The organism is Pseudomonas oryzae (genome assembly GCF_900104805.1).
GTDB lineage: Bacteria > Pseudomonadota > Gammaproteobacteria > Pseudomonadales > Pseudomonadaceae > Geopseudomonas > Geopseudomonas oryzae.
Genome location: NZ_LT629751.1, coordinates 2,766,045 through 2,791,751 on the forward strand (window position 1 = coordinate 2,766,045; position 25,707 = coordinate 2,791,751).

At 68.2% G+C, this 25,707-nt stretch carries 27 protein-coding genes; 11 read left to right on the forward strand and 16 right to left on the reverse strand.

Annotation, left to right across the window (positions count from 1 at the left end; all coding sequences use genetic code 11):
* Positions 1–383: 383 nt before the first annotated feature.
* Together BLT78_RS12470 and BLT78_RS12475 are read right to left on the reverse strand one after the other, a co-directional pair.
* Positions 384–2,345 carry an oxidoreductase gene (locus BLT78_RS12470; protein WP_090349282.1) on the reverse strand — a complete coding sequence of 654 codons (1,962 nt, stop codon included), beginning with the start codon at positions 2,343–2,345 and terminating at the stop codon, positions 384–386.
* Positions 2,346–2,406: 61 nt separating this feature from the next.
* Entirely contained in the window at positions 2,407–2,760 is a 354-nt protein-coding gene (locus tag BLT78_RS12475) for an AraC family ligand binding domain-containing protein (protein WP_090349283.1), read from the reverse strand.
* 169 nt (positions 2,761–2,929) lie between these two features.
* Between BLT78_RS12475 and BLT78_RS12480 the strand changes: the two genes are divergently transcribed.
* The 3 genes from BLT78_RS12480 (at position 2,930) to BLT78_RS12490 (ending at position 5,389) form a co-directional block, all read left to right on the forward strand.
* Positions 2,930–3,679, forward strand: coding sequence for an electron transfer flavoprotein subunit beta/FixA family protein (locus BLT78_RS12480; RefSeq protein WP_090349284.1), 750 nt, complete (start codon positions 2,930–2,932; stop codon positions 3,677–3,679).
* 1 nt (position 3,680) lies between these two features.
* Entirely contained in the window at positions 3,681–4,616 is a 936-nt protein-coding gene (locus tag BLT78_RS12485) for an electron transfer flavoprotein subunit alpha/FixB family protein (RefSeq protein WP_090349285.1), read from the forward strand.
* 161 nt (positions 4,617–4,777) lie between these two features.
* Positions 4,778–5,389: a cupin domain-containing protein gene (locus BLT78_RS12490; RefSeq protein ID WP_090349286.1), complete on the forward strand. Its 612-nt coding sequence runs from the start codon at positions 4,778–4,780 to the stop codon at positions 5,387–5,389.
* A 63-nt stretch (positions 5,390–5,452) separates the two neighbouring features.
* Here the strand turns inward: BLT78_RS12490 and BLT78_RS21820 are convergent, their stop codons facing one another.
* From BLT78_RS21820 to BLT78_RS12500, 3 genes are all read right to left on the reverse strand, one after another.
* The gene (locus BLT78_RS21820) at positions 5,453–5,581 is read right to left on the reverse strand and encodes a hypothetical protein (RefSeq protein ID WP_269458054.1); all 129 of its coding nucleotides are present in this window, start codon (positions 5,579–5,581) and stop codon (positions 5,453–5,455) included.
* Between the two features lie 14 nt (positions 5,582–5,595).
* Positions 5,596–7,203, reverse strand: a complete 1,608-nt coding sequence (locus tag BLT78_RS12495; protein ID WP_090349287.1) for a sodium:solute symporter family protein — start codon at positions 7,201–7,203, stop codon at positions 5,596–5,598.
* Positions 7,204–7,630: 427 nt separating this feature from the next.
* Positions 7,631–8,542, reverse strand: a complete 912-nt coding sequence (locus BLT78_RS12500; RefSeq protein WP_090349288.1) for a LysR substrate-binding domain-containing protein — start codon at positions 8,540–8,542, stop codon at positions 7,631–7,633.
* Positions 8,543–8,642: 100 nt separating this feature from the next.
* On the opposite strand from BLT78_RS12500, the gene BLT78_RS12505 reads away from it, so the two are divergent.
* Both BLT78_RS12505 and BLT78_RS21825 read left to right on the forward strand, forming a co-directional pair.
* A complete protein-coding gene (locus tag BLT78_RS12505) occupies positions 8,643–9,722 on the forward strand; it encodes a tartrate dehydrogenase (protein ID WP_090349289.1) in 1,080 nt (359 codons plus the stop codon).
* Positions 9,723–9,981: 259 nt separating this feature from the next.
* Positions 9,982–10,635, forward strand: a complete 654-nt coding sequence (locus tag BLT78_RS21825) for a cold-shock protein (protein WP_090352283.1) — start codon at positions 9,982–9,984, stop codon at positions 10,633–10,635.
* Positions 10,636–10,700: 65 nt separating this feature from the next.
* Here the strand turns inward: BLT78_RS21825 and BLT78_RS12515 are convergent, their stop codons facing one another.
* The 9 genes from BLT78_RS12515 to BLT78_RS12555 form a co-directional block, all read right to left on the reverse strand.
* The gene (locus BLT78_RS12515) at positions 10,701–10,907 is read right to left on the reverse strand and encodes a SlyX family protein (RefSeq protein WP_090349290.1); all 207 of its coding nucleotides are present in this window, start codon (positions 10,905–10,907) and stop codon (positions 10,701–10,703) included.
* Positions 10,904–11,338, reverse strand: coding sequence for an HIT domain-containing protein (locus BLT78_RS12520; RefSeq protein ID WP_090349291.1), 435 nt, complete (start codon positions 11,336–11,338; stop codon positions 10,904–10,906). Before BLT78_RS12520 ends, BLT78_RS12515 begins: the two co-directional genes overlap by 4 nt.
* A 78-nt stretch (positions 11,339–11,416) precedes the next feature.
* The gene (locus tag BLT78_RS12525; protein WP_172830791.1) at positions 11,417–12,892 is read right to left on the reverse strand and encodes an ATP-binding protein; all 1,476 of its coding nucleotides are present in this window, start codon (positions 12,890–12,892) and stop codon (positions 11,417–11,419) included.
* The gene (locus BLT78_RS12530) at positions 12,889–13,548 is read right to left on the reverse strand and encodes a response regulator (protein ID WP_090349292.1); all 660 of its coding nucleotides are present in this window, start codon (positions 13,546–13,548) and stop codon (positions 12,889–12,891) included. The genes BLT78_RS12525 and BLT78_RS12530 overlap by 4 nt, the downstream gene beginning before the upstream one ends.
* Before the next feature lie 97 nt (positions 13,549–13,645).
* A complete protein-coding gene (locus tag BLT78_RS12535) occupies positions 13,646–14,302 on the reverse strand; it encodes a TRAP transporter TatT component family protein (protein WP_090349293.1) in 657 nt (218 codons plus the stop codon).
* 24 nt (positions 14,303–14,326) lie between these two features.
* Positions 14,327–15,118 carry an SDR family oxidoreductase gene (locus tag BLT78_RS12540; RefSeq protein ID WP_090349294.1) on the reverse strand — a complete coding sequence of 264 codons (792 nt, stop codon included), beginning with the start codon at positions 15,116–15,118 and terminating at the stop codon, positions 14,327–14,329.
* The gene (locus BLT78_RS12545; RefSeq protein ID WP_090349295.1) at positions 15,105–15,779 is read right to left on the reverse strand and encodes a TenA family transcriptional regulator; all 675 of its coding nucleotides are present in this window, start codon (positions 15,777–15,779) and stop codon (positions 15,105–15,107) included. Before BLT78_RS12545 ends, BLT78_RS12540 begins: the two co-directional genes overlap by 14 nt.
* Positions 15,780–15,792: 13 nt before the next feature.
* Complete coding sequence (locus tag BLT78_RS12550; RefSeq protein ID WP_090349296.1) at positions 15,793–17,247, reverse strand: AMP-binding protein; 1,455 nt, start codon at positions 17,245–17,247, stop codon at positions 15,793–15,795.
* Entirely contained in the window at positions 17,231–17,929 is a 699-nt protein-coding gene (locus tag BLT78_RS12555; RefSeq protein WP_090349297.1) for a thermostable hemolysin, read from the reverse strand. The genes BLT78_RS12550 and BLT78_RS12555 overlap by 17 nt, the downstream gene beginning before the upstream one ends.
* 251 nt (positions 17,930–18,180) lie before the next feature.
* Here BLT78_RS12555 and BLT78_RS12560 point away from each other — a divergent pair, with 251 nt between their 5' ends.
* The 3 genes from BLT78_RS12560 to BLT78_RS12570 all read left to right on the forward strand — a co-directional run bounded on the left by BLT78_RS12560 (position 18,181) and on the right by BLT78_RS12570 (position 22,370).
* Positions 18,181–19,512, forward strand: a complete 1,332-nt coding sequence (locus tag BLT78_RS12560; protein ID WP_090349298.1) for an OprD family porin — start codon at positions 18,181–18,183, stop codon at positions 19,510–19,512.
* Between the two features lie 180 nt (positions 19,513–19,692).
* Positions 19,693–21,408: a proline--tRNA ligase gene (locus tag BLT78_RS12565; protein ID WP_090349299.1), complete on the forward strand. Its 1,716-nt coding sequence runs from the start codon at positions 19,693–19,695 to the stop codon at positions 21,406–21,408.
* 8 nt (positions 21,409–21,416) lie between these two features.
* A complete protein-coding gene (locus BLT78_RS12570; RefSeq protein WP_090349300.1) occupies positions 21,417–22,370 on the forward strand; it encodes a hypothetical protein in 954 nt (317 codons plus the stop codon).
* A gap of 13 nt (positions 22,371–22,383) precedes the next feature.
* On the opposite strand, the gene BLT78_RS12575 is transcribed toward BLT78_RS12570, so the two are convergent.
* On the reverse strand, positions 22,384–22,857 hold the full coding sequence (locus tag BLT78_RS12575; RefSeq protein ID WP_408003084.1) for a TlpA family protein disulfide reductase: 474 nt from the start codon (positions 22,855–22,857) through the stop codon (positions 22,384–22,386).
* 201 nt (positions 22,858–23,058) lie between these two features.
* Between BLT78_RS12575 and BLT78_RS12580 the strand changes: the two genes are divergently transcribed.
* The gene (locus BLT78_RS12580; protein WP_090349301.1) at positions 23,059–23,430 is read left to right on the forward strand and encodes a hypothetical protein; all 372 of its coding nucleotides are present in this window, start codon (positions 23,059–23,061) and stop codon (positions 23,428–23,430) included.
* Here the strand turns inward: BLT78_RS12580 and BLT78_RS12585 are convergent.
* The gene (locus BLT78_RS12585) at positions 23,411–24,664 is read right to left on the reverse strand and encodes a YihY family inner membrane protein (RefSeq protein ID WP_090349302.1); all 1,254 of its coding nucleotides are present in this window, start codon (positions 24,662–24,664) and stop codon (positions 23,411–23,413) included. The two genes, BLT78_RS12580 and BLT78_RS12585, sit on opposite strands and share 20 nt — an antisense overlap.
* A 96-nt stretch (positions 24,665–24,760) precedes the next feature.
* Between BLT78_RS12585 and arsC the strand changes: the two genes are divergently transcribed.
* Both arsC and wrbA read left to right on the forward strand, forming a co-directional pair.
* On the forward strand, positions 24,761–25,114 hold the full coding sequence (arsC, locus tag BLT78_RS12590; protein WP_090349303.1) for an arsenate reductase (glutaredoxin): 354 nt from the start codon (positions 24,761–24,763) through the stop codon (positions 25,112–25,114).
* Positions 25,111–25,707 carry an NAD(P)H:quinone oxidoreductase gene (gene wrbA, locus BLT78_RS12595; protein ID WP_090349304.1) on the forward strand — a complete coding sequence of 199 codons (597 nt, stop codon included), beginning with the start codon at positions 25,111–25,113 and terminating at the stop codon, positions 25,705–25,707. Before arsC ends, wrbA begins: the two co-directional genes overlap by 4 nt.

Consider the following 25,707-nt stretch of genomic DNA (forward strand, 5'->3'; position numbering starts at 1 on the left):
GCATATCACCTCACTGATGAGCCAGGGAACTCATCATCTGGTCTACTTGTTGTTATTTACCTTCAGGCAACGCTTGGCTGGTTGTTGGAATACACCTCCTGAGTGGGTCGCGGGCGCTTACCCGATGAAAGGATCTTGGTTTGCCGACCAAAAAGAAACCGTCAGTTAACATTCACTGACGGTTAACATTATGGGCATGCGCTTTCACAAAGCGCAACAGTCGCCTTGATCTGCATCAAACCCTTCGTTCGCCCCGCGTGCATGGCGCACAGATCGTGAAAACGCCCGGCACGCGGCCGCTCGCGCGGCGCTGCCATCCCCTGCCGTGGCGCCGGCGCCGCGCAGCAGCCGACGAATGGCGGTCTGCTGCGGTTCCCGCGCGCTTACAGCTGCCAGCCGACGCGCAGCCCCTCGTACACCGCCTCCTCGGCGGTGCGCGGGGTCAGGCAGTCGCCGACCAGGTGTACTTCGTCGACCAGCTCGCGCAGGTCGGCGGCCAGCTCGTCCTGCGGCGCGTGGCCCAGACACAGCACCAAGGTGTCGATGCCCTCGAACAGCAGCGGCTCGCCGCTGGTGGTGTGCTGCATGTACACGGTGTCGCCGTCGCCGCCGTACAGCCGCGCGTAGGGGGTGACGGCGATCTGCAGGCGATGCAGCTCGGCGGCCAGGTTGTCGCGCACGTACAGCGGCAGAGTCTCGCCGGCGTGGGTGCCGTTGACCGCCAGCTGCACGTGGCTGCCCTCGCGCGCCAGCAGCTCGGCGATCCCCGGGCCGATCCAGTCGCAGCGCCAGTCGGCCACCAGCACGCGGGCGCCGACCTGCACCTCGCGGCGCAGCACCTGCCAGGCGTCGACCACCTGGATACCGCCGTCGAGCACCAGATCGGGCACATAGGGTCGCGCGCCGCTGGCCAGTACCACAGCGTCCGGTCGCTCGGCCGTCACCAGATTGCGGTCGACGCGGGTGTTCTTCACCACCTCGACGCCGGCCAGTGCCAGCTCGCGCGCCAGGTTGGTGACGATGCCGCCGAACTCGGCGCGGCGCGGCAGTTGCTGGGCCAGCAGCGCCTGGCCGCCGAGCTGGGAACTCGCCTCGTAGAGGGTCACCGCATGGCCGCGTTGCGCCGCGGTGATGGCCGCCTTCATGCCGCCCGGGCCGCCGCCGACAACCATCACTCGCTTGCGCCGCGCCGCCAGCCGCAGCGTGCCGTAGACCAGCTCGCGACCGGTTTCCGGGTGCTGGATGCAGGAGATCGGGTAGCCGCGGTGGAAATGGCCGATGCACGCCTGGTTGCAGGCGATGCAGGCGCGGATGTCGTCCGGCCGGCCCTGCTCGGCCTTGGCCGGCATCTGCGGGTCGCAGATCAGCGCGCGGGTCATGCCGCACACGTCGGCCTGGCCGGCGGCCAGCACGGCCTCGGCCTCGTGCGGCTGGTTGATCCGCCCGGCGACGAACACCGGGATGCCCAGCGCGCGGCGGAACGCCCCGGCGCCGGCGGCCAGGTAGGCGTTGACCACCGCCATCGGCGGCACGATGTGCACCGCGCCGCCCAGCGAGGCGGAGGTGCCGGCGATGACGTTGACGTAGTCGAGCAGCGGTTCGAGGCGCACGCAGGCTTCCAGCGTCTCGGCGGCGGTCAGCCCCTCCTCGTCGCGCTCGCCGCCACCGCTGATGCGCATGCCGATGACGAAGTCCTCGTCGGTGCAGGCGCGCATCTCGGCAAGCACCTCGCGCAGGAAGCGCAGCCGGCCGTCCAGCTCGCCGCCGTACTCGTCCTCGCGGCGATTGACCCGCGGGTTGAGGAACTGCGCCGGCAGGTAGCCGTGGCTGGCCACCAGCTCCACCCCGTCCAGCCCGGCAGCGCGCATGCGCCGCGCCGCCTGGCCATAGCCGGCGACGATCTCGCGGATCAGCGCGTGGTCGAGGGCGCGCGGCATCACGTGGAAACGCTCGTTGGGCGACACCGACGGCGCCCAGGCCACCGCCAGCAGGCCGTCGGCGCTTTCCATGATCTCCCGCCCCGGGTGGAAAAGCTGGGAGAACACCGTACAGCCGTGGGCGTGGCAGGCCTCGGCCAGGCGCCGGTAGCCGTCGATGCAGTCATCCTCGGTGGCCATCAGCATGTGCGAGGTGTAGCGGGCCGTCTCGTGCACGCCGGCCACCTGGGTGACGATCAGGCCGGCACCGCCGCGGGCGCGGGCCTCGTGGTAGGCCACCAGCGCGTCGTTGACCCGCCCATCGGTGGGCAGGGTGGTGTCGTGACCGGTGGACATGATGCGGTTCTTCAGGCGCGCGCCGCGAATCTGCAGCGGCGCGAACAGGTGGGGAAACAGCTGGGCGCTCATCGGGCGAGTTCTCCGGGCAGGGCGGCGGGACGGGGGCCCGCCGCGCAGGGATACGGCAGGTTCAGCCGCCGATCTGGCGGGTTTTCCAGTCGGCCGGATGCAGGGCATAGAACACCGTGGCGCCCTCACCCTCGTAGACCAGCGGGGTATTGGCCGGAATCCACAGCACGTCACCCGGCGACGTATCGAATACCGCATCGCCGACGCGCAGGCGGAAGTTGCCCTCCAGGGTGACGATCAGCTCGTCGTAGAGCACCGTCCAGGCGATCGAGCAGCCGTCGAAGCGGGCGACCCCAGCGCCCATGCTCTGGCTCAGCTCCGGACCGACCAGTCGGCAGATCGACGCCTTGCTCGGATCATCGCCGTAGGCTTCGAAGGTACGGGCGGAGCGCGGGAAGTGGATGACCTCGGACATTTGTTGTTCTCCTGATTGTCTTCGGGCCGGGACGGCCGCCAACAGACATTACCCATAATTTTTCCTTTAGTAAAAAATTCTTTTGTTTTTTTACTATCAGCCACTAGGATGCCTCGGCAGCCTGCGCCATGGCGCAGCCCGTTCCCGCACGCCCAAAGGAGAAAACAACATGAGGGTGCTGGTTTGTGTGAAACGCGTGATCGACTACAACGTCAAGGTCCGGGTCAAGGCGGACAACAGCGGCGTCGATCTGGCCAACGTCAAGATGGCGATGAACCCCTTCTGCGAGATCGCCGTGGAAGAAGCGGTGCGCCTCAAGGAAAAGGGTATCGCCTCTGAGGTGGTGGCGGTCTCGGTCGGCCCGAATGCCGCCCAGGAGCAGCTGCGCACCGCGCTGGCCCTCGGCGCCGACCGCGCCATCCTGGTCGAATCCAATGACGAGCTGGGCTCGCTGGCCGTGGCCAAGCTGCTCAAGGCGGTGGTCGACAAGGAACAGCCGAAGCTGGTGATCACCGGCAAGCAGGCCATCGACAGCGACAACAACCAGACCGGGCAGATGCTCGCCGCGCTGACCGGCTTCGCCCAGGGCACCTTCGCCTCCAAGGTCGAGGTGGCCGGCGACAAGGTCGACGTGACCCGCGAGATCGACGGCGGCCTGCAGACCGTTTCACTGAAGCTGCCGGCCATCGTCACCACCGACCTGCGCCTCAACGAGCCGCGCTACGCCTCGCTGCCCAACATCATGAAGGCCAAGAAGAAGCCGCTGGAGACCGTCACTCCGGAGGCGCTGGGCGTGTCCACCGCCTCGACGGTGAAGGTGCTCAAGGTCGAGGCCCCGGCCGCGCGCAGCGCCGGGATCAAGGTCAAGTCGGTGGCCGAGCTGGTCGAGAAACTGCAGAACGAAGCGAAGGTGATCTGAGATGGCAATCCTGGTAATCGCTGAACACAACAACAGTGCCCTGGCTGCCGCCACCCTCAATACCGTGGCCGCCGCCAGCCAGATCGGTGGCGACATCCATGTGCTGGTCGCCGGCCAAGGCTGCGGCGCGGTCGCCGAAGCCGCGGCCCAGGTCGCCGGCGTGGCCAAGGTGCTGCGCGCCGACGCCCCGGCCTACGCCCACCAGCTGCCGGAAAACCTCGCGCCGCTGATCGTCGAGCTGGCGCGCAACGGCTACAGCCACGTGCTGGCCCCGGCCACCACCAACGGCAAGAACTACCTGCCGCGCGTCGCCGCGCTGCTCGACGTCGAGCAGATCTCCGAGATCGTCAAGGTGGTTTCCGCCGACACCTTCCAGCGGCCGATCTACGCCGGCAACGCCATCGCCACCGTGCAGTCTTCGGCCAGCGTCAAGGTCATCACCGTGCGCAGCACCGGCTTCGACGCCGTGGCGGGCGAGGGCGGCAGCGCGAGCATCGAGGTCATCGACGCCGCCTGCGATGCCGGTATCTCCAGCTTCGTCGGCGAGGAAATCGCCAAGTCCGAGCGCCCCGAACTGACCGGCGCGAAGATTGTCGTCTCCGGCGGGCGCGGCATGCAGAACGGCGACAACTTCCAGTTGCTCTACGCGGTGGCCGACAAGCTCGGCGCCGCGGTGGGTGCCTCGCGCGCCGCCGTCGACGCCGGCTTCGTGCCCAACGACCTGCAGGTGGGGCAGACCGGCAAGATAGTCGCGCCGCAGCTGTACGTCGCCGTCGGCATTTCCGGTGCCATCCAGCACCTGGCCGGCATGAAGGATTCCAAGGTGATCGTGGCAATCAACAAGGACGAGGAAGCACCGATCTTCCAGGTCGCCGACTACGGCCTGGTCGCCGACCTGTTCGAGGTGGTGCCGGAGTTCAGCCGCCAGCTTCCCTGACCCGCCATGCGCCCCGCCACGGGGCGCATCGCCCTGATGCCACTGCGGGCATTTCCCGCCATCCTCCGGGGCAGATGCGGTATCGTTGCAGCCAACACACCGATACCCGACCCGTCCCCCTGCTGGCCGTCAGCCCGCAGGGCAGAGAGCAAGGCCCGCGCATGACCCACCCAACGCAAACCGACAACGAGGTGTCGGCGAACGCCGGCGACCTGGCCAACAGCCCCTTTCTCGGCGAACGCATCCGCGGCCTGCGCAAGCGCCGCAAGATGACCCTGGTGCAGCTCGCCGAAAGCAGCAACCTCTCGCCGGGCTACATCAGCCAGGTGGAACGCAACCTGGCCTTTCCGTCGATCGCCGCCCTGGTCAACATCGCTCGCAGCCTGGGCGTGACCGTGCAGTGGTTCTTCGCCGGCGAGGAGCCGGTACCCAGCGAGGAGCGCGACTACGTGGTGCGGCGCAACAACCGCCTGCGCATCCAGTACGACCAGGGCATCGTCGACGAACTGCTGACGCCGAAGATGAACCTGCAGCTGGAGATGCTCTACACCCGCATGCCACCCGGCGCGGAGAGCACCCAGAGCTACTCGCACGAGGGCGACGAGGTGGGCTTCGTGCTCAGCGGCCAGCTCGAGCTGTGGGTCGGCGAGCGCTACTTTCACCTGTTCGAGGGCGACAGCTGCGCCTTCTCGTCACGCGAGCCGCATCGCTACCGCAACCCGGGCAACAGCGAAACCATCGTGGTCTGGGCGATCAGCCCGCCGAGCTTCTGAAGCGGACTTCCTCAAACCCCGGATACGCGAAGGCCGCGGTTTCACCCGCGGCCTTCGCCTTGCTCACTCGGTTGCCGCCTCCGCCGGCACCCTCCGCGCCGCATAGTCGCGCCGCACCACGGCGTGCGCCAGCAGCCCCATCAGGAAGACCGAAAGACCGTAACCGATCGACAGCAGATATGCGCCCAGCATGACGTTCACCTCTCTCAGGATTGTCCCAGCGCCTGGCTGTAGGGAATCGCGTAGTAGTTGATCAGCAGGGCGGCGATCAGCACCCCACTGGCCATCATCAGCCGCGGCACCAGCAGGGTGCCGCCCACTGCGGCGTTATCGCACTCCTCGACCGGTGTCTGGCGGATGCGCGCGAGAAAGCTGCGCTCGGTATGGCTGACCGTACCGGCGCGACTGACCAGCAGGATGGTCAGCAGGCTGAGCACGCTGCCGATGATGAACGGATCCAGGTAGACCGGCAGGCTGACCACACCGAACTTGCGCAGGAAGTTGGCGATGATGTTGGCGACGAAGCCAACCACGATGCCCCAGAAAGCGGCAGAGGCAGTGATGCGCTTGCTCCAGATGCTCATGAAGGCCACCGCGCCCCACGAGGAGGCGAACAGGGTGCCGGCGAAATAGGTGATCCACATGATCGCCGACGGCTTGATGAAGGCGATCGCCAGACTGACCAGGCCGGCCGCCAGCATCACCAGCCGGCTGTAGCGCAGCTTCTCGGCATCGCTGCCCTTGAGCTCGACGATGTCGTTGGTGGCGCTGAAACCGATCAGCGACAGGAAGGTGGAGCAGGACGACAGCGCCGCAGCCATGATGCCGACGATCAGAATGGTGCCCAGCCAGCCGGGCATGACGTTCATCGCCGCCCAGATCACCGCCTTCTCCGGATTGTCGATGGCCGGGTTGAGCAGGTTGATCGCCGCACCCATCAGCATCAGGGCGATGTACAGCAGCATCAGGATCAGCCCGGACCAGCAGGCCGAGCGGATCACCACATGCTCGCTGCGCGCCATCAGGTAGCGACTGGTCTGCCACGGGCTGACCGCCACCACCCCGCCCCAGGCCACGCCGAGGATCAGCGCCCACACCAGCGAGCTGGCGTGCGAGGGCCAGTAGGCCTTGTCGCCCTCGAGGCCGTGCCAGGCGAGGATGCCCGGACGCTGTTCGAAGGTCGCCAGCGCGGCCACGGTCTGCTGCATGCCGCCGGTGGCGTCGATCAGGTACCAGACGCCGAGGAAGGCCACCACGGTGAACACCAGGAACATCAGGGTATCGGTGAGCACCACCCCTTCCGACCCCGAATAGAGCGTGAACAGGGTGTAGCCGAGCCACACCAGCAGCAGCGCCTGCCAGTATTCAAGGCCGCCGATCTCGGAGATCAGCAGCGCAGCGCCCTGGGTAACCGCGATCAGGTAGGCGGTGATGCCGAGGATGGTGGTCAGCCCCGCGGCACACTGCACCCGCCGCGAGGCGAAGCGCTTGCCGAAGTATTCGGGGATGGTCAGCGCCTGGCTGCGACGCACATAGCGGCCGAAGAACAGTGCACCGACCACGTACCCCATGCTGTTGACCGCCACCAGCGCCAGCATCAGGAAGGCGTAGCCCTCGTAGGCGAAGCCGGTCTCGGCCATGAATGCGTTGGTACTCAGGAAGCTGGCCACCAGCGTACCGACGATCAGCAGCGTCGGTGCATTGCGGCCGGCCACGTAGTAGTCGTCGAGGCCCTTGACCTTGCGGCCGGCGTAGTTGCCGATCGCGACGTAGATGGCGACGCTGACGAGTATCCCGATCAGATAAATGCTCATACACCCTCCGGAAGTGACCACTGGCGTGCCCCGCTGCGCGGGCAGTCGGGAGGGAATCGCCAGGAGCCAGATGACGTCGCCGGCCGTCCAGCGGCCGGGCAACAGGACGAGCCGGCGCCAGTGCGGCGCTGGTTCATGAAAAGGGAGAGTGCCGGGCGACCGGGGCCGGGCCTTCGGAAAACGCACGTAACGGGACAGGAATAGCTAGCCATGCCTGGACTCCTGCCGGGCGCTGGCGCGCGACGGCGGTCGGGTACGCCATGAGGGCGTCTTTGTTCTTATTTGTAAAAAATCTCACATAAAATTTTACCAATAGCAACATGGGTTTTTATTTTTATCCGCCAAGCATGAGTTCTGCCCGAGCACGACCAGGCCACCGCATGCCGGCAGCCGAAGACCTGGGATAGTGGAAAGCAGGGCGCGCGCCCTACTCGGCAGCGTCGTAGTGCTGGGCGAAGTAGCCGCGCAGGAACTCCACGGTGACGCGCACCTTGGCCGAGCTGGCCAGCGGGGCGGCGTACACCGCCCAGATGTTTGCCGGCTGGCGGTAGTCGGGGAGGATGTGCACCAGGCGACCACTGCGCAGGCTGTCGCGCACGTCCCACCAGGAGCGCAGGAGGATGCCGCAGCCGTCGATGCCCCACTGGTGGACCATCTCGCCGTGGTTGGAGGAGAGGCTGCCGGTGACCTTGACGCTCTCCTCGCCCTGCGGGCCCTGCAGGCGCCAGACGCCGAACGGGTGGTCGCGCTCCTTGATCAGCAGGCAGGCGTGCCCGGCCAGCTCGGCCAGGCTGCGCGGTTCGCCGTGGCGGGCCAGGTAGGCCGGCGCGGCGCAGAGGATGCGGTGGTTGGGCGCCAGCTGGCGGGCGATCAGCTCGGGGGCGATCTCGTCGCCGACGCGGATGTCCAGGTCGACGCCCTCGCCGACCAGGTCGACCAGGCGGTCATGGACGTCGAAGCGAATGTCCAGCTCCGGGTAGCGGGCGGACAGCTGTGCGATCGCCGGCGCCAGGTAGCGCCGGCCGAAGCCGAAGCTGCTGACCATGCGCAGCTGGCCGCGCGGCTCCTGGTGCAGCGCCGACACCTCTTCCTGCATCTGCTGCATGGCGTCGAGGATGCGCTGTGCCCAGTGGTAGACCCGCTCGCCGTCCTCGGTGATCGCCACCCGTCGGGTAGTGCGGTGCAGCAGGCGCACGCCGAGGTTGTCCTCGAGCAGGCGCACACGCTTGCTGACGAAGGCCGGCGAGGCGTTCAGCTCGGCCGCGGCGGCGGCGAAGCTGCTGCGCCGGGCGACCAGGACGAAGACGCGCAGGTCCTCAAGGGGCGGCAGACTATTCACGAATCATGCTCAATGAATCAACGGATAGGCAGATTATCTATCGATCTATGCCTTATAGCATGCCTGGCACCTCCCCCGTCCAACCAGTGAGGACCAGACCATGAGCAAGACATTCAGAATCGCCGCCATTCCCGGCGACGGCATCGGCCAGGAAGTGCTGCCCGAGGGCCTGCGCGTGGTGCAGGCCGCGGCGCGCAAGTGGAACCTCGACCTCGAGTTCGAGACCATCGACTGGGCCAGCTGCGACTACTACCTGGAACACGGCCAGATGATGCCGGACGACTGGTTCGCGCGGCTCAAGGACTTCGACGCCCTGTACTTCGGCGCGGTCGGCTGGCCGGACAAGGTGCCCGACCACATCTCGCTGTGGGGCTCGCTGCTCAAGTTCCGCCGCGACTTCGACCAGTACGTCAACATCCGCCCGGTGCGCCTGTTCCCCGGCGTGCCCTGCCCGCTGGCCGGCCGCGAGCCGGGCGACATCGACTTCGTGGTGATCCGCGAGAACACCGAGGGCGAGTACTCCTCGCTGGGCGGGCGCATGTTCGAGGGCACCGAGCACGAGTTCGTGGTACAGGAGTCGGTGTTCACCCGCCGCGGCGTCGACCGCATCCTCAAGTACGCCTTCGACCTGGCGCAGACCCGCGAGCGCAAACGCCTGACCGCCGCCACCAAGTCCAACGGCATGGCGGTGAGCATGCCCTACTGGGACGAGCGGGTCGCCGCGATGGCCGCGCAGTACCCGGACATCGCCTGGGACAAGCAGCACATCGACATCCTCTGCGCGCGCTTCGTGCTGCAGCCGGAGCGCTTCGACGTGGTGGTCGCCTCCAACCTGTTCGGCGACATCCTCTCCGACCTCGGCCCGGCCTGCGCCGGCACCATCGGCATCGCACCCTCGGCCAACCTCGATCCGGAGCGCCGCTTCCCGTCGCTGTTCGAGCCGGTGCATGGCTCGGCGCCGGACATCTTCGGGCAGAACATCGCCAACCCGATCGCCATGATCTGGTCCGGCGCGCTGATGCTCGACTTCCTCGGCAACGGCGACGAGCGCTATCGCGCCGCCCACGACGGCATCCTCGCCGCCATCGAGAAGGTCATCCACAGCGGGCCGAAGACCCGCGACCTGGGCGGCAACGCCTCGACCCAGGCAGTCGGCCAGGCCATCGCCGCCGCACTGTGACCGCTCGCGGCTGGCCGGCGCACGCTGGCCAGCCGCTCATCCGCATCACCTGGCAAAATGGCCCGATTGAGCCGTATCCACCTTTACGGTTAAATAGCGTCCGCGTCTTCACCGAGCCGCTTCGCAACCCTCTTCGGCTCGCTCCGGCGCCGTCCGGCACCCTCTGCATGTATTGGCGTTTCCCTCCTTCCTCTCGCCAGTTGTCATGTCCGGCCACTTTCTCTGCAGTCTGTATTTTGCCAAGGTGAATCAATTGAGCATTCTGAAAACCGTCCATCTTCTCTCGGGCGCGGCGGCCCTGCTGCTGTCCTTCGTCCCCAGCCTGCGCGCCGACGCCCAGCCCTGGCTGCAGCAGCCCGAGGCCCTGTACCTGGCCTTCACCGGCCTGGCCAACCTGCTGGTCGCCCCGCTGGCCGACGCCGCCGGCCGCCGTCTGCAGCGTCTGGCCAGCGCCCTGCTGGTGCTCGCCGTGGGCCTGCAGTGCCTGGCCTCGCTGGTGCCGCTGGACAGCCTGGCCGGCCTGCCGGTGGTGCTGCTGACCCTGCTGGCCATCGCCGCCGCCGCCGTGGTCCAGCTGCTGCCCGGCCGGGCGGCCCCTGCCGCTGCCCCGGTCAGCGCAGCCGTACCGCCGGCCAAGGCGCCGGTGGCGCCCCGCCCCGCGGCGCCCGCTGCCAAGCCGGTGAGCCGCGGCGAGCCGAGCGGTGCGCGCTCGCGCGGCACGGTCAAGTGGTTCAACACCTCCAAGGGCTTCGGTTTCATCTCCCGCGACGACGGCGATGACATCTTCGTGCACTTCCGCGCCATCCGCGGCGAGGGCCACCGGGTGCTGGTCGAGGGCCAGCGCGTGGAGTTCACCGTGGCCCAGCGCGACAAGGGCCTGCAGGCCGAAGACGTGGTGATCCTCGAGGACTGAGTAGCCTCGCGCCGAAAACAAGGAGCCCGCCATATGGCGGGCTCCTTGTTTTCGGCTGCTCGATCTCAGTAGTGCGGCGGCGGCGCCTCGTCCTCGGCCGGGCCGATCTGCCCGACCAGCTCGGCCTGGCGCGCGGCCAACGCCTCGACCTGGCGCTGCAGGCGCTCGATCAGGCGCCCCTGGGCGAGCAGCTCGTCGCTGAGCTGCTGCAGGGTGTCGTCCTGGAAGGCCAGGCGGGTTTCCAGCTCGGTGACGCGCATTTCCAGGCTCATTGGGCCTCCGGGGCGAAGCGGAAGTCCTCGGGGTCGAGCACCAGACGCAGCTTGGCGCGTACCTCCTTGACCTGCTCCTCGCTGTAGGGCACCGCCGGCTGGCGCCCCCACACCGGCGCCGGCCAGGCGGCGTCGCTGCGCCGGCGCACGATGACGTGCATGTGCAGCTGGCTGACCACGTTGCCGAGGGTGGCGACATTCATCTTGTCGGCCTTGAAGATGTCCTTGAGCAGTTCCGCGAGCAGGGTGGTCTCGCGCCACAGCGAGCGCTGGTCGGCGGCGTCGAGCTGGAACAGCTCGCTGACCTCCTCGCGGCGCGGCACCAGGATGAACCAGGGGTAGCTGGCGTCGTTCATCAGCAGCAGGCGGCACAGCGGGAAGTCGCCCATGTGCAGGGTGTCCTGCTCCAGGCGCGAGTCGAGGGCAAACATGCCGGCGTCTCCTTGAGGTGGGATGGCGATGCGCGCCAGTGTGCCACAGCTGGCCCGGCGCGGCCCGCCGAGAATCCCTCAGCGCTCCGCCGGCAGATTGCGCGGCAGCCACACCTCGACCAGCAGCCCACCGAGCTCGGCCTCGCCGAGGAGGATCTCGCCGCGATGCAGCTCGACGATGCGCTGCACGATGGACAGTCCGAGCCCGGCGCCCTGCCCCGCGCCCTGGCGGTAGAAGCGGCGGAACAGCCGCTCGCGCTGCTCGGCCGGCACGCCGGGGCCGCTGTCGGCCACCCGCAGGCACAGGCGCCCGGCCTCGGCCTGCAGGGTGACGGCGATGCGCCCCCCGCTCGGCGTGTACTGCACGGCGTTGCCGACCAGATTCTGCAGGAGGATGCCGAGGCTCGGCGCATCGCCGCGCAGGCGGCAGTCGGCGGCCTCGTCACAGTCGAAGCTCAGCTCCTGCTCGCGCTCCAGCGCCAGCGGGATGAGCTCGGCCAGCTCCTGGCGCAGGTAGGCCGCCAGGTCCAGCTCGACCATCGCCAGCTGGCGGGCATCCGGCTCCAGGCGCGCCAGGGTCAGTAGCTGGTTGACCACCCGGGTGGCGCGTTCGACGCCGGCCACCAGTTGCTGCAGGGCCGCCTCGCGGTCGGCGGCCTCCGGCGCCTCGAGGGCGTTCTGCGCGTGGATGCGCAGCACCGCCAGCGGCGTGCGCAGTTCGTGGGCGGCGTCGGCGAGGAAGCGCTTCTCGCGCTCCAGCAGGCTGGTGACCTGCAGCAGCAGGCGATTGAGCGCGGCGACCATCGGCTCCAGCTCCTGCGGCAGCGGTGCCAGGGTCAGCGGCGCGAGATTCTCCGCGTCGCGCGCCTTGATCAGGCCGACCACCTGCTCCAGCGGACGCAGACCCAGGCCGATCGCCGACCACACCAGCAGCGCCAGCAGCGGCAGGCCGATCAGATCGGGCAACAGGCTGCGCAGGGTGATCTTGCCGACCAGTTCGCCGCGCACGTCCTCACGCTCGGCGACCAGGATCCAGTGGCGGTCGGCCAGGTCCTGGCGCACGAACAGCCGCCAGTGCGCATCGCCCAGGGCCACCGTGTGATAGCCGGAAAGCCGCTCGCCGAGGGTGGACAGGCTGACGCCGCCGGCGAGGCCCTCGCCCACCGCGCCCCGCTGCTGCAGCAGGCTGGCCAGCAGCGCCGGCGGCGCGCTGGCCGACTGCAGAAGCACCTGGCCCTGCTGGTCGAGCACCTGGAAGGCCAGCTTGGTCTCGTAGCGGTGGCCCTCGGCCAACGCGGCCGGCCCCTCGGGGTCGTCGCGGACCTGCAGCGCGGCATCCAGCGCCTGCTGCATGGCGGCGCGGATCTCCGGGGAGGGATCGCGGCCGACCATGCCCTCGAGCAGGCGCGCGCTCTGCGCCAGCTGGGCGTCGAACAGCTCCTCGATCTCGTGCTGGGCGTCGCTGTAGCTGCGCCAGGAAATCAGCGTCAGCGCCAGGGCGAGCACGCCGAGCACCCGCGCCAGGGTGCGCGTGCGGATCGAGCGCAGCCTCATGCCTTGTCCACCAGATAGCCGACGCCGCGCACGGTGCGGATCAGCTCGGGGAAGAACTTCTTGCGCAGGTGGTGCACGTGGACCTCGAGGGCGTTGCTCTCCACCTCCTCGTCCCAGCCGTAGAGCACCTGCTGCAGCTTGTCGCGGGTCAGCACCCGCCCCGGCTGGGCGAGCAGTTCGTGAAGGAGGAGGAACTCCTTGCGCGGCAGGTTGACCGGCACGCCCTGGTAGGTGACCTGCTGGCTGTCCGGCTCCAGGCGGATGCCACGGTACTCCAGCACCGACTGCGCGCGGCCGAAGCTGCGCCGCAGCAGGGCGCGCAGGCGGGCCTTGAGCTCGGCGACGTCGAACGGCTTGACCAGGTAGTCGTCGGCCCCGGCATCCAGCCCGGCGATGCGGTCGCTGGTGGCATCGCGGGCGGTCAGCACCAGCACCGGCGTCGCATTGCCGGCGCCGCGCAGGCGGCGCAGCACTTCGAGGCCGTCCATGCGTGGCAGGCCGAGGTCGAGCACGCACAGCTCGAAGCTCTCGTGGCTGAGGGCATGCCAGGCGCTGGCACCGTCCTGCAACCAGTCCACGGTGTAGCCCTCGGGCTTGAGCGCGGTACGAATGCCCTCGCCCAGCGCCTGATCATCCTCTACCAGCAATATCCGCATTCCCGCTCCTCGCTTCGGCTCCTGCGGCCACGGCAAAACGCCGGGCCGGCGAGAGTATCGCACCCTCGCCGGCCCGGCGCTCGGTCCCTGCGGGCGATCAGTGCAGCTTGGCCCGGGCCTTGTCCAGCAGCGCCTGGGCTTCCTGGCGGCGACCGGCGTCGGCCACTTCGCGCCCCGGGCGCGGCGGCGCGGCGAGGGCCTTCTGCAGCGCCTGCTCGGCCTCGGCATAGCGCTTCTCGCGGAGCAGGAAATCGCCATAGAAGTAGTTGGGATCGATGCCGTCGGGATTGAGGCTCAGCGCCTGCTTCAGCAGTTGCTCGGCGCGCTCGTCGTCACCGAAGCCGACCGGCCAGCCCGGCACCTGGTAGTAGAGCGAGCCGAGGCTGGTGTAGGCCGAGCCGTCGAGGGCCTTGGGATCGAGCTTGATCGCCTGCTCGAACTGGCCGCGCGCCTGCTTGACCAGATCCAGCGCGCCCAGGCCGCCCTTGGCGCCCGCCCAGGTGCTGAGGATGATGCCGCGCCAGATCAGCAGCTCGGCTGCCTGCGGCTCGGCCCTGGTCATCGTCTCGGCCTCGCCGGCCAGCCTGGCGAAGGCCGCCTCGCGCTGCGCCTCCGGCAGCTGGTAGTTGATCTCGGCCCAGCGGCTCTGCAGCTGCCTGAGATTCTGCTCGCCGCCGGCGGTGAGGGCGAAGCTCGGCAGGCTGAGCAGCAGCGCGCCGCCGAGGACCAGGTTGCACAGGAAGGATTTCGACATGTTCTTCTCCACTCCGGGAAGGAATCAGGGCTTGCCGCGCGCGAAGCGCTGGATGATCGGCAGCTGCTTGCGCAGTGCCTGGTCGACCACGCGCGGCAACAGGCTGTTGAGACGCACGAAGAGCTTTTCCGGCCAGCCGAGATACAGCTCCTCGCGCTCGTGGCCGATGGCGGCGACCACCGCCTCGGCCACCCAGGCCGGCTCGTCCATGGCCACCTTCAGCTCGTCGTTCATCGCCACCACGCTCTGCTCGTTCATGCTGGTGCGGGTGGCGCGCGGCGCGATGTACAGGACCTTGACCCGGGTGTCGGCCAGCTCGCGGCGCAGCGCCTCGGAAAAGCCGCGCAGGGCGAACTTGCTGGCGCAGTAGGCGGCGAAGCCGGGATAGCCGATGGAGCCGAAGGTCGAGCCGATGTTGACCACCATCGCCTGCTCCTGCTGGCGCAGCATCGGCAGCAGCCGGTGGGTGAGCTGCAGGGTGGCGGTGACGTTGAGCTGCACCAGCGCGGCTATGGCCTCCTCGTCGTGCTGCTCGAGCAGGCTGAAGTGGTTGACCCCGGCGGCGTTGATCAGCAGGTTGACGCCGCCCATGCGCCGCGCGGCCTGCAGCACCGCCTCGCGCCCGGCGCCGTCGGTGATGTCGGCGCAGACCGCCTCGGCCCGCCCCTGACACTGCCTGACCAGGAGCTCCAGACGCTCGGCCTGGCGCCCCACCAGCAGCAGGCGCGCGCCGCTGCGACTCAGCCGCTCGGCCAGCTGCTGACCGATGCCGCCGGTGGCGCCGGTGAGCAGGATGCGGCACTCAGACAGCTGCATGCTGGCTCTCCTGCTGCAGCGGCAGGCTGCGGAACATGTCGCCGTACAGGCGGTAGACCACCCTGGCGGTGTGGATCACCGCGGCCTGGTCGTCGGCATCCTCGAGGCGGTTCATCAGCTTCTCGAAGAACGCCACGTGGCTGATGTCCAGGCTGCCATGCGAGGTCAGGTAGCTGAATGCCTGCGCCGGCAGCTGCAGGCGGTCCTGGATGATCGCCGCCGCCTCGGTGGCCAGGGCGATACTGGTGCCCTCCAGCACGTTGACCATGCCGAAGAAGCTCACCGGATTGCAACGGGCGATGCGGTCGTAGACGTAGCTGACCATCAGCTCAGTCGGCAGGCTGGGCGTACCGTTGCGCACCGCCTCGGCGTCGCCGCCACAGGCGCGGATGTCGTTGAGCACCCACTCCTGATGGCCGTACTCCTCCTCGATGTATTCGGCGATCGCCTCGCGCAGCCATTCCAGGCGCTCCGGCAGGCGCGCACCGCAGGCCATCAGCAGCGGCACGGTATGCTTGACGTGGTGGTAGGCCTGGCCGAGGAAGGCCAGGTAGCTCTCCAGGGTGATCCGTCCGGCCTTGACCTCGGCGAAGATCGGCGCCGCCAGCAGGTAGTCGCGCTCGGCCTGGGTCTGTTGCTGCAGGGTGTCGAAGAAATTCATGGATGCGGATCCTCTAGACGCTCGAGTCGGCCATCAGGCAGTCGATGGCTTGGCGGTAATGGTCGAACAGGGCGGCACGACGCAGCCGACCGTTGCTGGTGGCCAGGCCGTTGGCCTCGCCGAAGGGCTGGGCGGCACGCAGCCAGCGGTGCACGCGGGCGTAGTCCGGCAGGCCGGCGTTGACCTCGTCGACCGCCGCCTGCAGCGCGGCATCGCTGGCACCGCCGCGAGGCACCAGCACCGCGACGTTGGCCGGCAGCGCCTCGCCATGCAGCCAGGCCTGAGCGATCGGCAGGCGCTGCACCAGCTCGGCCTCCACCCACTCGGGGTTGACGTTGCGCCCGAAGGAGGTGACGAACTGGTGCTTCTTGCGTCCGTGCAGGACCAGGAAGCCGTCGTCCCAGTGGCCCAGGTCGCCGGTGCCCAGCCATTCGCCCGGCCGCACGGGGTCGCCGAGATAGCCGAGGAAGGTCGCGCCGCGCACCAGCACCTCGCCATCGTCGGCCAGGCACACCTCGAGATGCGCCAGCGGGCGGCCAACCGTGCCGATCCGCCGCGCTTCGGGGGTATTCAGGCAGACCACCGAGGCGCACTCGGACAGGCCGTAGCCCTCGAACACCGGCAGACCCAGCGCCTCGGCGCGCTCCAGCAGCTGCGGCGCCACCCGACCGCCGCCGACGGCGATGAAGTGCAGCGAGTCTGGCAGCGCAACGCCGCGCTCGGCGGCGCCAACCAGTGCCAGCAACAGCTGCGGCAGCAGGATCAGGCTGCTCGGGCGCACGCGCGCCAGGGTGGCGAGGAAGGCCGGCAGCTCGAACTGGCTGGCGCCGCGCATGCCGACCGAGGCCAGCGAAGGAGTCTCCAGGCAGGCGCCGAGCAGCAGCGGCGCATAGTTGCCGGCCAGGTTCTCCAGCAGCACCGCCAGCGGCAGCACGCACAGGTGTCGCTCGATACCGCTGCCCGCGGTGGCATCGGCGATGCTCTGCGCCACGCCCAGCATGGCCTCGGCGGACAGGCAGACGCCCTTGGGCTGGCCGGTGGTGCCGGAGGTGTAGGTGATCTTCGCCGTGCCCGGCGGCAGCGGCGCCGCTGCCGGTACCTCGCGGCGGCACAGCTCGCCCTGCTGGACGAACTCCAGGGCGACGAAGCCGTGCGGGTCGGCGGTGACCAGGGTATCGATGCCGGCGCTGTCCAGCACATGACGCTGCTGCGACGGCGAGAAGAAACCGGGCAGGGGCACGCAGACCACGCCGGCCAGCAGCGCCGCGAGGTCCCAGAACAGCCACTCGGGGCCATTATCCAGGGCAATCGCCAGGCGCCGCGCCCCATTTTGGCGCAGCAGCAGCTCGCGGATGCCCACTTCGCCGAGCAGATCCGTATAGCTCCAGGTGCGTTCGCCATCATGCAGGGCGATCCGCTCGCCGTGGCTGGCCAACTGCTGCCAGAAGCGCTCAACCACAGGCGACATGGGCGAACTCCCCGTCCAGAGCGTGACGCGCCTGGTAGCCCAGGCGCCGGTAGATGCCTAGGGCCTGCAGCCGCTGGTGCGCGGCCAGCACATCGCCGACCATCACCTGCGGCTGGGTAGCGTAGTAGCTGCCCCAGTCAGCCAGCTCATCCCCGAGGCGCCGGCCGTCGGCCGCGCCCAGATGCAGGAGACTCAGGCCCAGACGCTGAAAGCTGTTGAGCAGCACCGGCGTACCGGTGAACGCCACCCAGCGGAAACCGGCGCTCGCCAGCAGATCGGTGAGGGCGACGATCAGCAACCGGGCGTGACCGGCACCAATGGCGGCCAGATTACCCACCTCGGCGATCCGCCCGCGCGAGGGCTGCGCGCCACCGGCAAGCTCGGCGATGCACTGCTCGACCGGGGCATCCAGATAGTGCTCGAGGAACAGTGCGCCCTGCTGCCCGCAGCGCACGCCCAACGCGGCCTGCAGCTGCTGCGCGTCGTCGTAGAGGCCCAGCAGGCAAGGCATGAAGTGCCGCACCCGCGCCCCGTACTGCTCGGCAAAACGGCTGCCGATGAAATTTTCCAGCTGCTTGCGACGTTTTGTGCACGGCTCTTGCATAGCCAGATGCAACGCGAGTTCGCCACCCGCACCTATCGTCGCCAGAAAGTCGTCCCGACCTGCCTGAAGCGGTGCCATGAATCAGATCTCCCCTCTAGGGTACTGGGGAGATTCTCGGGGGACCGGCTTAACGCAGTCTTAAGCGCGGAAGATTGCCTCGAAGGTACTGCTTAGCGCGTCCGGTGATCGAAGACTGGAAGATGAGGTGCTCTAGAACTATCGTCGAACTTGAGCGGCATGCTATAAGTCCGTGCCGACAAAAAGAAAGTACAGCCCTGCAGCAGTACGGGCAGGGAAAAAGCACTTCGTAAACCTAGGGGCAATTCCTTATGCAACTGAAGAAGTTGAGCATCATCGCAGTGGCCGTGGCCGCCGCTTCCTCCCAACTGGCCATGGCCAGCGCACAGTCCGAGTCGAACGGATTCGTCGAAGACAGCAACCTGGTTCTGCTGAACAAGAACTACTACTTCAACCGCGACTTCCGTAACAACACCGGTGGCCAGAGCTACCGCGAAGAGTGGGCCCACGGCGTGCTGGCGACCTTCGAGTCCGGCTACACCCAGGGCACCGTAGGCTTCGGCGTGGACGCCCATGGCGCTCTGGGCATCAAGCTGGACAGCGGTGGTGGCACCAGCGGCACCGGCCTGCTGCCCACCTCCAGCGAGGACGGCCGCGCTCAGGACGACTATTCCTACGCCGGTGGTGCAGTCAAGGTGCGCGTCTCCAACACCGAGCTGAAGTACGGCAACCTGATCCCGACCTCTCCGGTGTTCGCCACCGGCACTGCCCGTCTGTTCCCGGGCACCGCTACCGGCTTCCAGCTGCTGAGCAGCGAGATCGACAACCTGAGCCTCGACGCCGGTCACTTCACCGCCATCCGCGACGGCAGCCGCGAAACCAACAGCGACGGCGAAATCACCACCGCCTATGACGGCATCGGCTTCTCCGCCAACAGCGCCGACTACCTGGGCGGCACCTACGCTTTCAGCGACAACTTCAGCGCCACCCTGTTCGGCGCCCAGCTGGAAGACGTGTGGAACCAGTACTACGCCAACCTGAACTACAAGCTGCCGCTGAGCGATGACCAGGCACTGACCTTCGACGCCAACGTCTACGACACCAGCGACACCGGTGATTCCAAGGCCGGCGACATCAATACCACTGCCTGGTCGCTGTCCGCCGCCTACTCCTTCGGCGCGCACAAGCTGACCCTGGCCCATCAGCAAGTCGACGGCGACGAGCCGATGGACTACATCTCCATGGACGGCCGCAACGCCGGCGACTCCATCTGGCTGGCCAACTCGGTGCAGTACTCCGACTTCAACGCCCCGAACGAGAAGTCCTGGCAGATCCGTTACGATCTGGACATGGCCTCCTTCGGCGTGCCGGGCCTGACCTTCATGGCCCGCTACCTGACCGGCGACGACATCGACGGCACCAAGGCCGACCCGACTGGCGCCTACACCTACTTCGGCAAGGGTGGCGAAGAGTGGGAGCGCAACCTGGAAGCCAAGTACGTGGTCCAGGAAGGTGCCGCCAAGGACCTGTCGATCCGCGTGCGCCACTCCACCTGGCGCGCCAACAGCGCCGGCAACGCGGCTCTGGGCAACGACCTCGACGAAATCCGCGTGATCACCGAGTACCCGCTGGATATCCTGTAATCCGGCTGCTGCCTCGGCAAAAAGAAACCCGGCTTCGGCCGGGTTTCTTTTTGCCTATCCCGACCGCCAGCCTGTTCCCGAGCAGCCCCGCGACTTGCGCCCGCTCGCCTGTACGCCGCCCCCCCAAGCCCCTTACAATGCGGGCATTTTTCCGTTCAGCGAAACCGGATCGTCCTGCCCATGCGTACCAGCCAGTATCTGATCTCGACCCTCAAGGAAACTCCCGCCGACGCCGTGGTGATCAGCCACCAGCTGCTGCTGCGCGCCGGCATGATCCGCAAGCTGGCCTCGGGCCTGTACACCTGGCTGCCGATGGGCCTGCGCGTGCTGCGCAAGGTGGAGCGGATCGTGCGCGAGGAAATGGACGCCGCCGGCGCGCTGGAGGTGCTGATGCCGGCCATCCAGCCGGCAGAGCTGTGGCAGGAGTCCGGCCGTTGGGAGCAGTACGGCCCCGAGCTGCTGCGCATCAAGGACCGCCACCAGCGCGACTTCTGCGTCGGCCCGACCCACGAGGAAGTGATCACCGACCTGGCGCGCAACGAGCTGAACAGCTACAAGCAGCTGCCGATCAACTTCTACCAGATCCAGACCAAGTTCCGCGACGAGATCCGCCCGCGCTTCGGCCTGATGCGCGGCCGCGAGTTCCTGATGAAGGATGCCTACTCCTTCCACATGACCCAGGAGTCGCTGCAGGAAACCTACGACCGCATGCACCAGGCGTACTGCAACGTGTTCACCCGCCTGGGCCTGAACTTCCGTCCGGTGCAGGCCGACACCGGCTCGATCGGCGGCACCGGCTCCCACGAGTTCCACGTGCTGGCCGACTCCGGTGAAGACGACATTGCCTTCAGCGACAGCTCCGACTACGCGGCCAACATCGAGAAGGCGGAGGCCATCCCGCGCGAGAAGGCGCGCGGTGCCGCCAGCGAGGAGATGCGTCTGGTCGACACTCCCAAGGCCAAGACCATCGACGACCTGGTCCAGCAGTTCGGCCTGCCGATCGAGAAGACCGTCAAGACCCTGGTGGTGCATGCCGCCGAGGAAGGCAAGCTGATCGCCCTGATCGTGCGCGGTGACCACGAACTCAACGAGATCAAGGCCGCCAATCACGAACGGGTGGCCAGCCCGCTGGTGTTCGCCTCCGAGGCCGAACTGCGCGCCGCCATCGGCGCCGGCGCCGGCTCGCTCGGCCCGCTGAACCTGCCGATCCCGTGCATCGTCGACCGCTCGGTGGCCCTGATGAGCGACTTCGCCATCGGCGCCAACATCGACGACAAGCACTACTTCGGCGTCAACTGGGAGCGCGACCTGCCGCTACCGGAAGTCGCCGACCTGCGCAACGTGGTCGAGGGCGACCCGAGCCCGGACGGCCAGGGCAGCCTGGTGATCAAGCGCGGCATCGAGGTCGGCCACATATTCCAGCTCGGCACCAAGTACAGCCAGGCGCTGAACGTCTCGGTACTGGGCGAGAACGGCAAGCCGGTGACCCTGATCATGGGCTGCTACGGCATCGGCGTATCCCGCGTGGTGGCAGCCGCCATCGAGCAGAACTGGGACGAGCGCGGCATCCTCTGGCCGGAGGCGCTGGCGCCGTTCCAGATCGCCATCGTGCCGATGAAGTACGAGAACGCCGCGGTCAAGGAAACCGCCGACAAGCTGTACGCCGAACTGAGCGCCGCCGGCTACGAGGTGCTGTTCGACGACCGTGACAAGAAGACCAGTCCGGGCGTCAAATTCGCCGACATGGAACTGCTCGGCATCCCGCACCGCATCGTGGTCAGCGAACGCGGCCTGGCCGAGTCGGTTCTGGAATACAAGGGCCGCCGCGACAGCGAAGCGCAGAGCGTACCGCTCGCCGATATCCAGGCGTTCCTCGCTGCCCGCCTCAACCGCTAACCGAGATCATGCCCAGACGCTGCCATCGCCTTGCCGGCGCCGCCCTGTGCGGCGCCGTGTTCCTCACCGGCTGTGCCAACCAGCTGCCGCAGCGCAGCGACATCGAGGAGCGCGTCGAACGCAAGCTGCTCGACCACAGCCTGCAGATCGACGCCGGCAGCCCGCTGGTGCTCGACCTGCCGCAGCGCCGCATCCGCATCCAGGACCAGAAGACCTTCGAGGTCACGCCCTTCGAGGTGACGCGCCGCTATCAGCGCTACACCCCCTACCAGCCGTGGCGGGAGCTCTACGAGATCCCGCTGGGCGCACTGGCGGTGGTCGCCGGGGTCGGCGCCAACGCGCTGAACGTCGTGCTGCTCGGCAGCCTGCCGGACAGCGCCACCCGCGGTTGGATCGATTACGGCTTCGCCGGCCTCAACCCGCTGCTGAACGTCGAGTCCAACGGCCGCTCCCAGCAGAACCTGACCACCCTGGACGAGCAGCAGGGCGAGACGCGCCTGGAGTACTCCAGCCTGCCCTGGGCCGAACGCCCGGTGCAGGTGCGCGCCGGCCGGCAGACCTACGAGCTGACCACCAACCGCAACGGCGTGCTGAGCCTGAACCTGCTGGAAGGCCCCTTCGCCGAGCAGGAGCTGCGGCACCTCGACAGACTCGAACTGCACGTGGAAGACCCGCAGGACCAGGTCCATGCCGAGGTCACCCTGCTGGTCAGCCAGGCCCTGCGCGGCCGGCTGAGCGAAGCCCACCGACTGATCTACGAGGATCTCGAGGACGCCGAGGTGGCGCACTGGGTGTACCGGGTCAAGCGCCTGGCCGAGCTGGGCCTGGAAGAGGAAGCCAGCGAGCTGGAGCAGAGTCTGATCGAGCTGACCCGCAACGATCCAGAGCTGCAGGAGGAGCTGATCCAGGCCCTGCGCAAGGACGCCGGACGCATCGCCAGCGATCACGACAGCAGCGACTGAGGCGCCCCCGGCCTCAGAGCGGCGCGCCCAGCGCCGCCAGCCTCGCCCTGAGTCCCTCGGCCGTCTGTTCGCCAGTCAGCTGCTCGCGCACTCGCCCCTGCGGATCGATCAGCCAGGTCACCGGCAACACCTGACTCGCCGTCAGCCCCAACCGCGGCCCGGGATCGCTGGCCAGGTTGGTGTAGCGGATCCCCAGGGTCTCGGCGGCCTTGCGCAGCTCATCGCCCTGCAGGGCATCGAAGTTCACGCCAAGCACCCGGAGCGGTCGCGACGCCATCTCCTCCGCCAAGCGATTGAGCTCCGGCACCTCCTTGCGGCAGGGGCCGCACCACTCGGCCCAATAGTTGACCACCAGCCAGCGCCCCTCCAGCTGCGCCGCCGCGACCTGCCGGCCATGCTGGTCGACGCCCCAGTCCGGCTCGCCACAAGCCGCCAGCAGCAACACGACAGCGCACGCCAGTGCCCGCCCCCATAGCTTTCGCATCATCCGCTCCCCCTCCCCCCCGCGCCCGCCGCGGCGCAGCAGCACGACCTTAGCCGAAAGCCCGTCCCGGCAGCAAAGGCTGCATCGGCATCGCGGGACACGCAAAGTGCGCAACCGGTCACCCGCGGCCTGGCCCTGCGGCACAGTTTCCCGGCCCGAGCCTGGCCATAATGCCGGTCACGAATCCACGCCCCGGAGGTTTGTATGTTCTCCAACCAGGATCAGCTGCTGCACGCGCTGACTCCCCCGCAACTGGCAGCGGCCCGACCGCAGAACACGGCGCTCGACGGCCGCATGGTCGAACTGGAAGTCGCCGCCTGGCTGCACCTGCCGGGTCTCAGCGATCTGCCGGTGTCGCTGCTGGTCAGCTACCGCGACGGCGACCAGCAACGCGAAGTATCGGTCGATCACGGCCGCATCGATCCACAGCAGCGCATCCTGCTCTCCGGGGTCGCGCGCCTGCCGGTCAAGCAGAAACTCGAAGGCGTCGAATTGCGCCTGCGCAGCGCCGTCGCCCCGCAGACCATCAAGGTCGAGGACATCTTCGTCCAGCCGATCAATCCGCAGCTGAACTGAGCGGCTCGCCCGCGGCCGGCTCGCGCAGCCAGTCGGCCAGATTGCCCCCCAGCTGCGCCTCCCGGGCCTGCGCCAGCGCCAGCAGGCCGTCCCGCAGACGCGGATACCAGTGGGCCTGCAAGCCCTCCGGCAGACGCTCCGGCAGCGCGCGCGGCAACGGCTCCGGCCAGCGCTGCAGCAACTGCTCCAGCGACAGCTGCGACAGATCACGACACAGCACCCAGTCGCCAGCACCAGTGGCGCTGACCACGCGCTCGCGCTCGAGAAAGCCGATCAGCCGCCCCCACTCGTCCTCGCTCAATGCCCAGCCGGTGCGCGTCAGGGCGGCACGCGACAGCGCGCGCCCGCTCAACTGGCGGGCGTGCAACTGCGCCAGCAGCCCCAGCAGGTTGACCAGCGCCGGTCGGGAATTGCCGCGCCAGGCGGGCGCATCGCCCAGATGGCAGACCAGCTCGGCACCGAGCAGGACGATCAGCCAGCCCAGGTAGATCCACAGCAGGAACAGCGGCACGGCGGAGAAGGCGCCGTAGATCAGCTGATAGGTGGGAAACAGACTGACATAGAGGGCGAACAGCGCCTTCGCCGCCTCGAACAGCAGCGCCGTGAAGCAGCCACCGAGCAGCGCATGGGCAAGCGGCACACGGGTATTGGGCACCGCCGCGTAGAGCAGGGTGAAGGCGGCTATGCCGGTGAACAGCGGCATCCGCGCCAGCAGGGTCGCCGCCCCGGGCAACGCATGCGGGCCGGAAAGCAGCTCCAGCGAGGTGACGTAGGTACTGGCGGCGAAACCGGCGCCGAGCAGCAACGGACCGAGACTGAGGATCGCCCAGTAGAGCAGGAAGCTGGACAGCCCGCGCCGCGCCCGCTGCACGCGCCAGATCTGGTTGAACGCGCCTTCGACGGTGTGCAGGGTCAGCAGCGCGGTGGCCAGCAGCACACCGACGCCGATCCAGGTCAGCTCGCGGGCCTGGCTGCTGAACTCGCGCAGATACTGCTGTACCTGCTCGCCGGCCGCGGGCACGAAGTTGCGGAAGATGAAGGCCTGGATCGGCTCGCCCAGATCGCGGAACGCCGGCACCGCGGCGAGCATGACGAAGGTCACCGTCATCATCGGCACCACCGCGAACAGGGTGGTGTAGGTCAGCGCCGCCGCACTCTGTGGAATGCGATCGGCGAAGAAGTTCCGGTACAGATGCACCACGAACCCCCGGATCGCCTGCAACAGTTCGAGCATTCCCTCTCCTTGGCTCCTCACGACCACCCGGATGGTTCTGGGGTAGTGGCCGACCCGGTTAGAATAGCGCCCTCCCCCATCCACGGGCCAACCGACATGACCGAACTGATCCTGTACCACAACCCGCGCTGCTCGAAATCCCGTGGCGCGCTCGAACTGCTCGAAGCGCGCGGCCTGCAGCCGCAGGTGGTGCGCTACCTGGACACCCCGCTGTCAGCGAGCGAGCTGCGCGCACTGCTCGGCAAGCTCGGCTACAGCGCGCGCCAGCTGCTACGCAGTGGCGAGGAGCTGTACAAGGAACTCAACCTCGACGATCCGGCGCTCGACGAGGCGGCGCTGATCGACGCGATGGCCGAGCATCCGCGCCTGATCGAGCGGCCGATCCTGGTCGCCGGCGACAAGGCGGTGGTCGGCCGGCCGCCGGAGCGTGTGCTGGAGCTGCTGCCGTGAGCGAACCCTATATCCTGGTGCTCTACTACAGCCGCCACGGCGCCACCGCCGAGATGGCCCGGCAGATCGCCCGCGGCGTCGAGCAGGGCGGCCTGACCGCGCGCCTGCGCTGCGTGCCGGCGGTTTCCCCCGAATGCGCGGCGGTGGCCCCGGAAATCCCCGAGGAAGGCGCCATCTACGCCAGCCTCGACGACCTCAAGCACTGCTCCGGGCTGGTCCTCGGCAGCCCGACCCGCTTCGGCAACATGGCCGCACCGCTCAAGCATTTCCTCGACAGCACCAGCAGCCTGTGGCTGACCGGCGAACTGGTCGGCAAGCCGGCCGGCGTGTTCACCTCCACCGCCAGCCTGCACGGCGGCCAGGAAAGCACCCAGCTGTCGATGATGCTGCCGCTGCTGCACCACGGCATGCTGGTCTGCGGCCTGCCCTACAGCGAGAGCGCCCTGCTGGAAACCCGTGGCGGCGGTACGCCCTACGGCGCCAGCCACCATGCCGGAGCCGATGGCAAACGCCCGCTCGACGAGCACGAGAGCGCACTGTGCCGCGCCCTGGGCCTGCGCCTGGCGCAGACCGCGCTGAAACTGGGGAGCTGA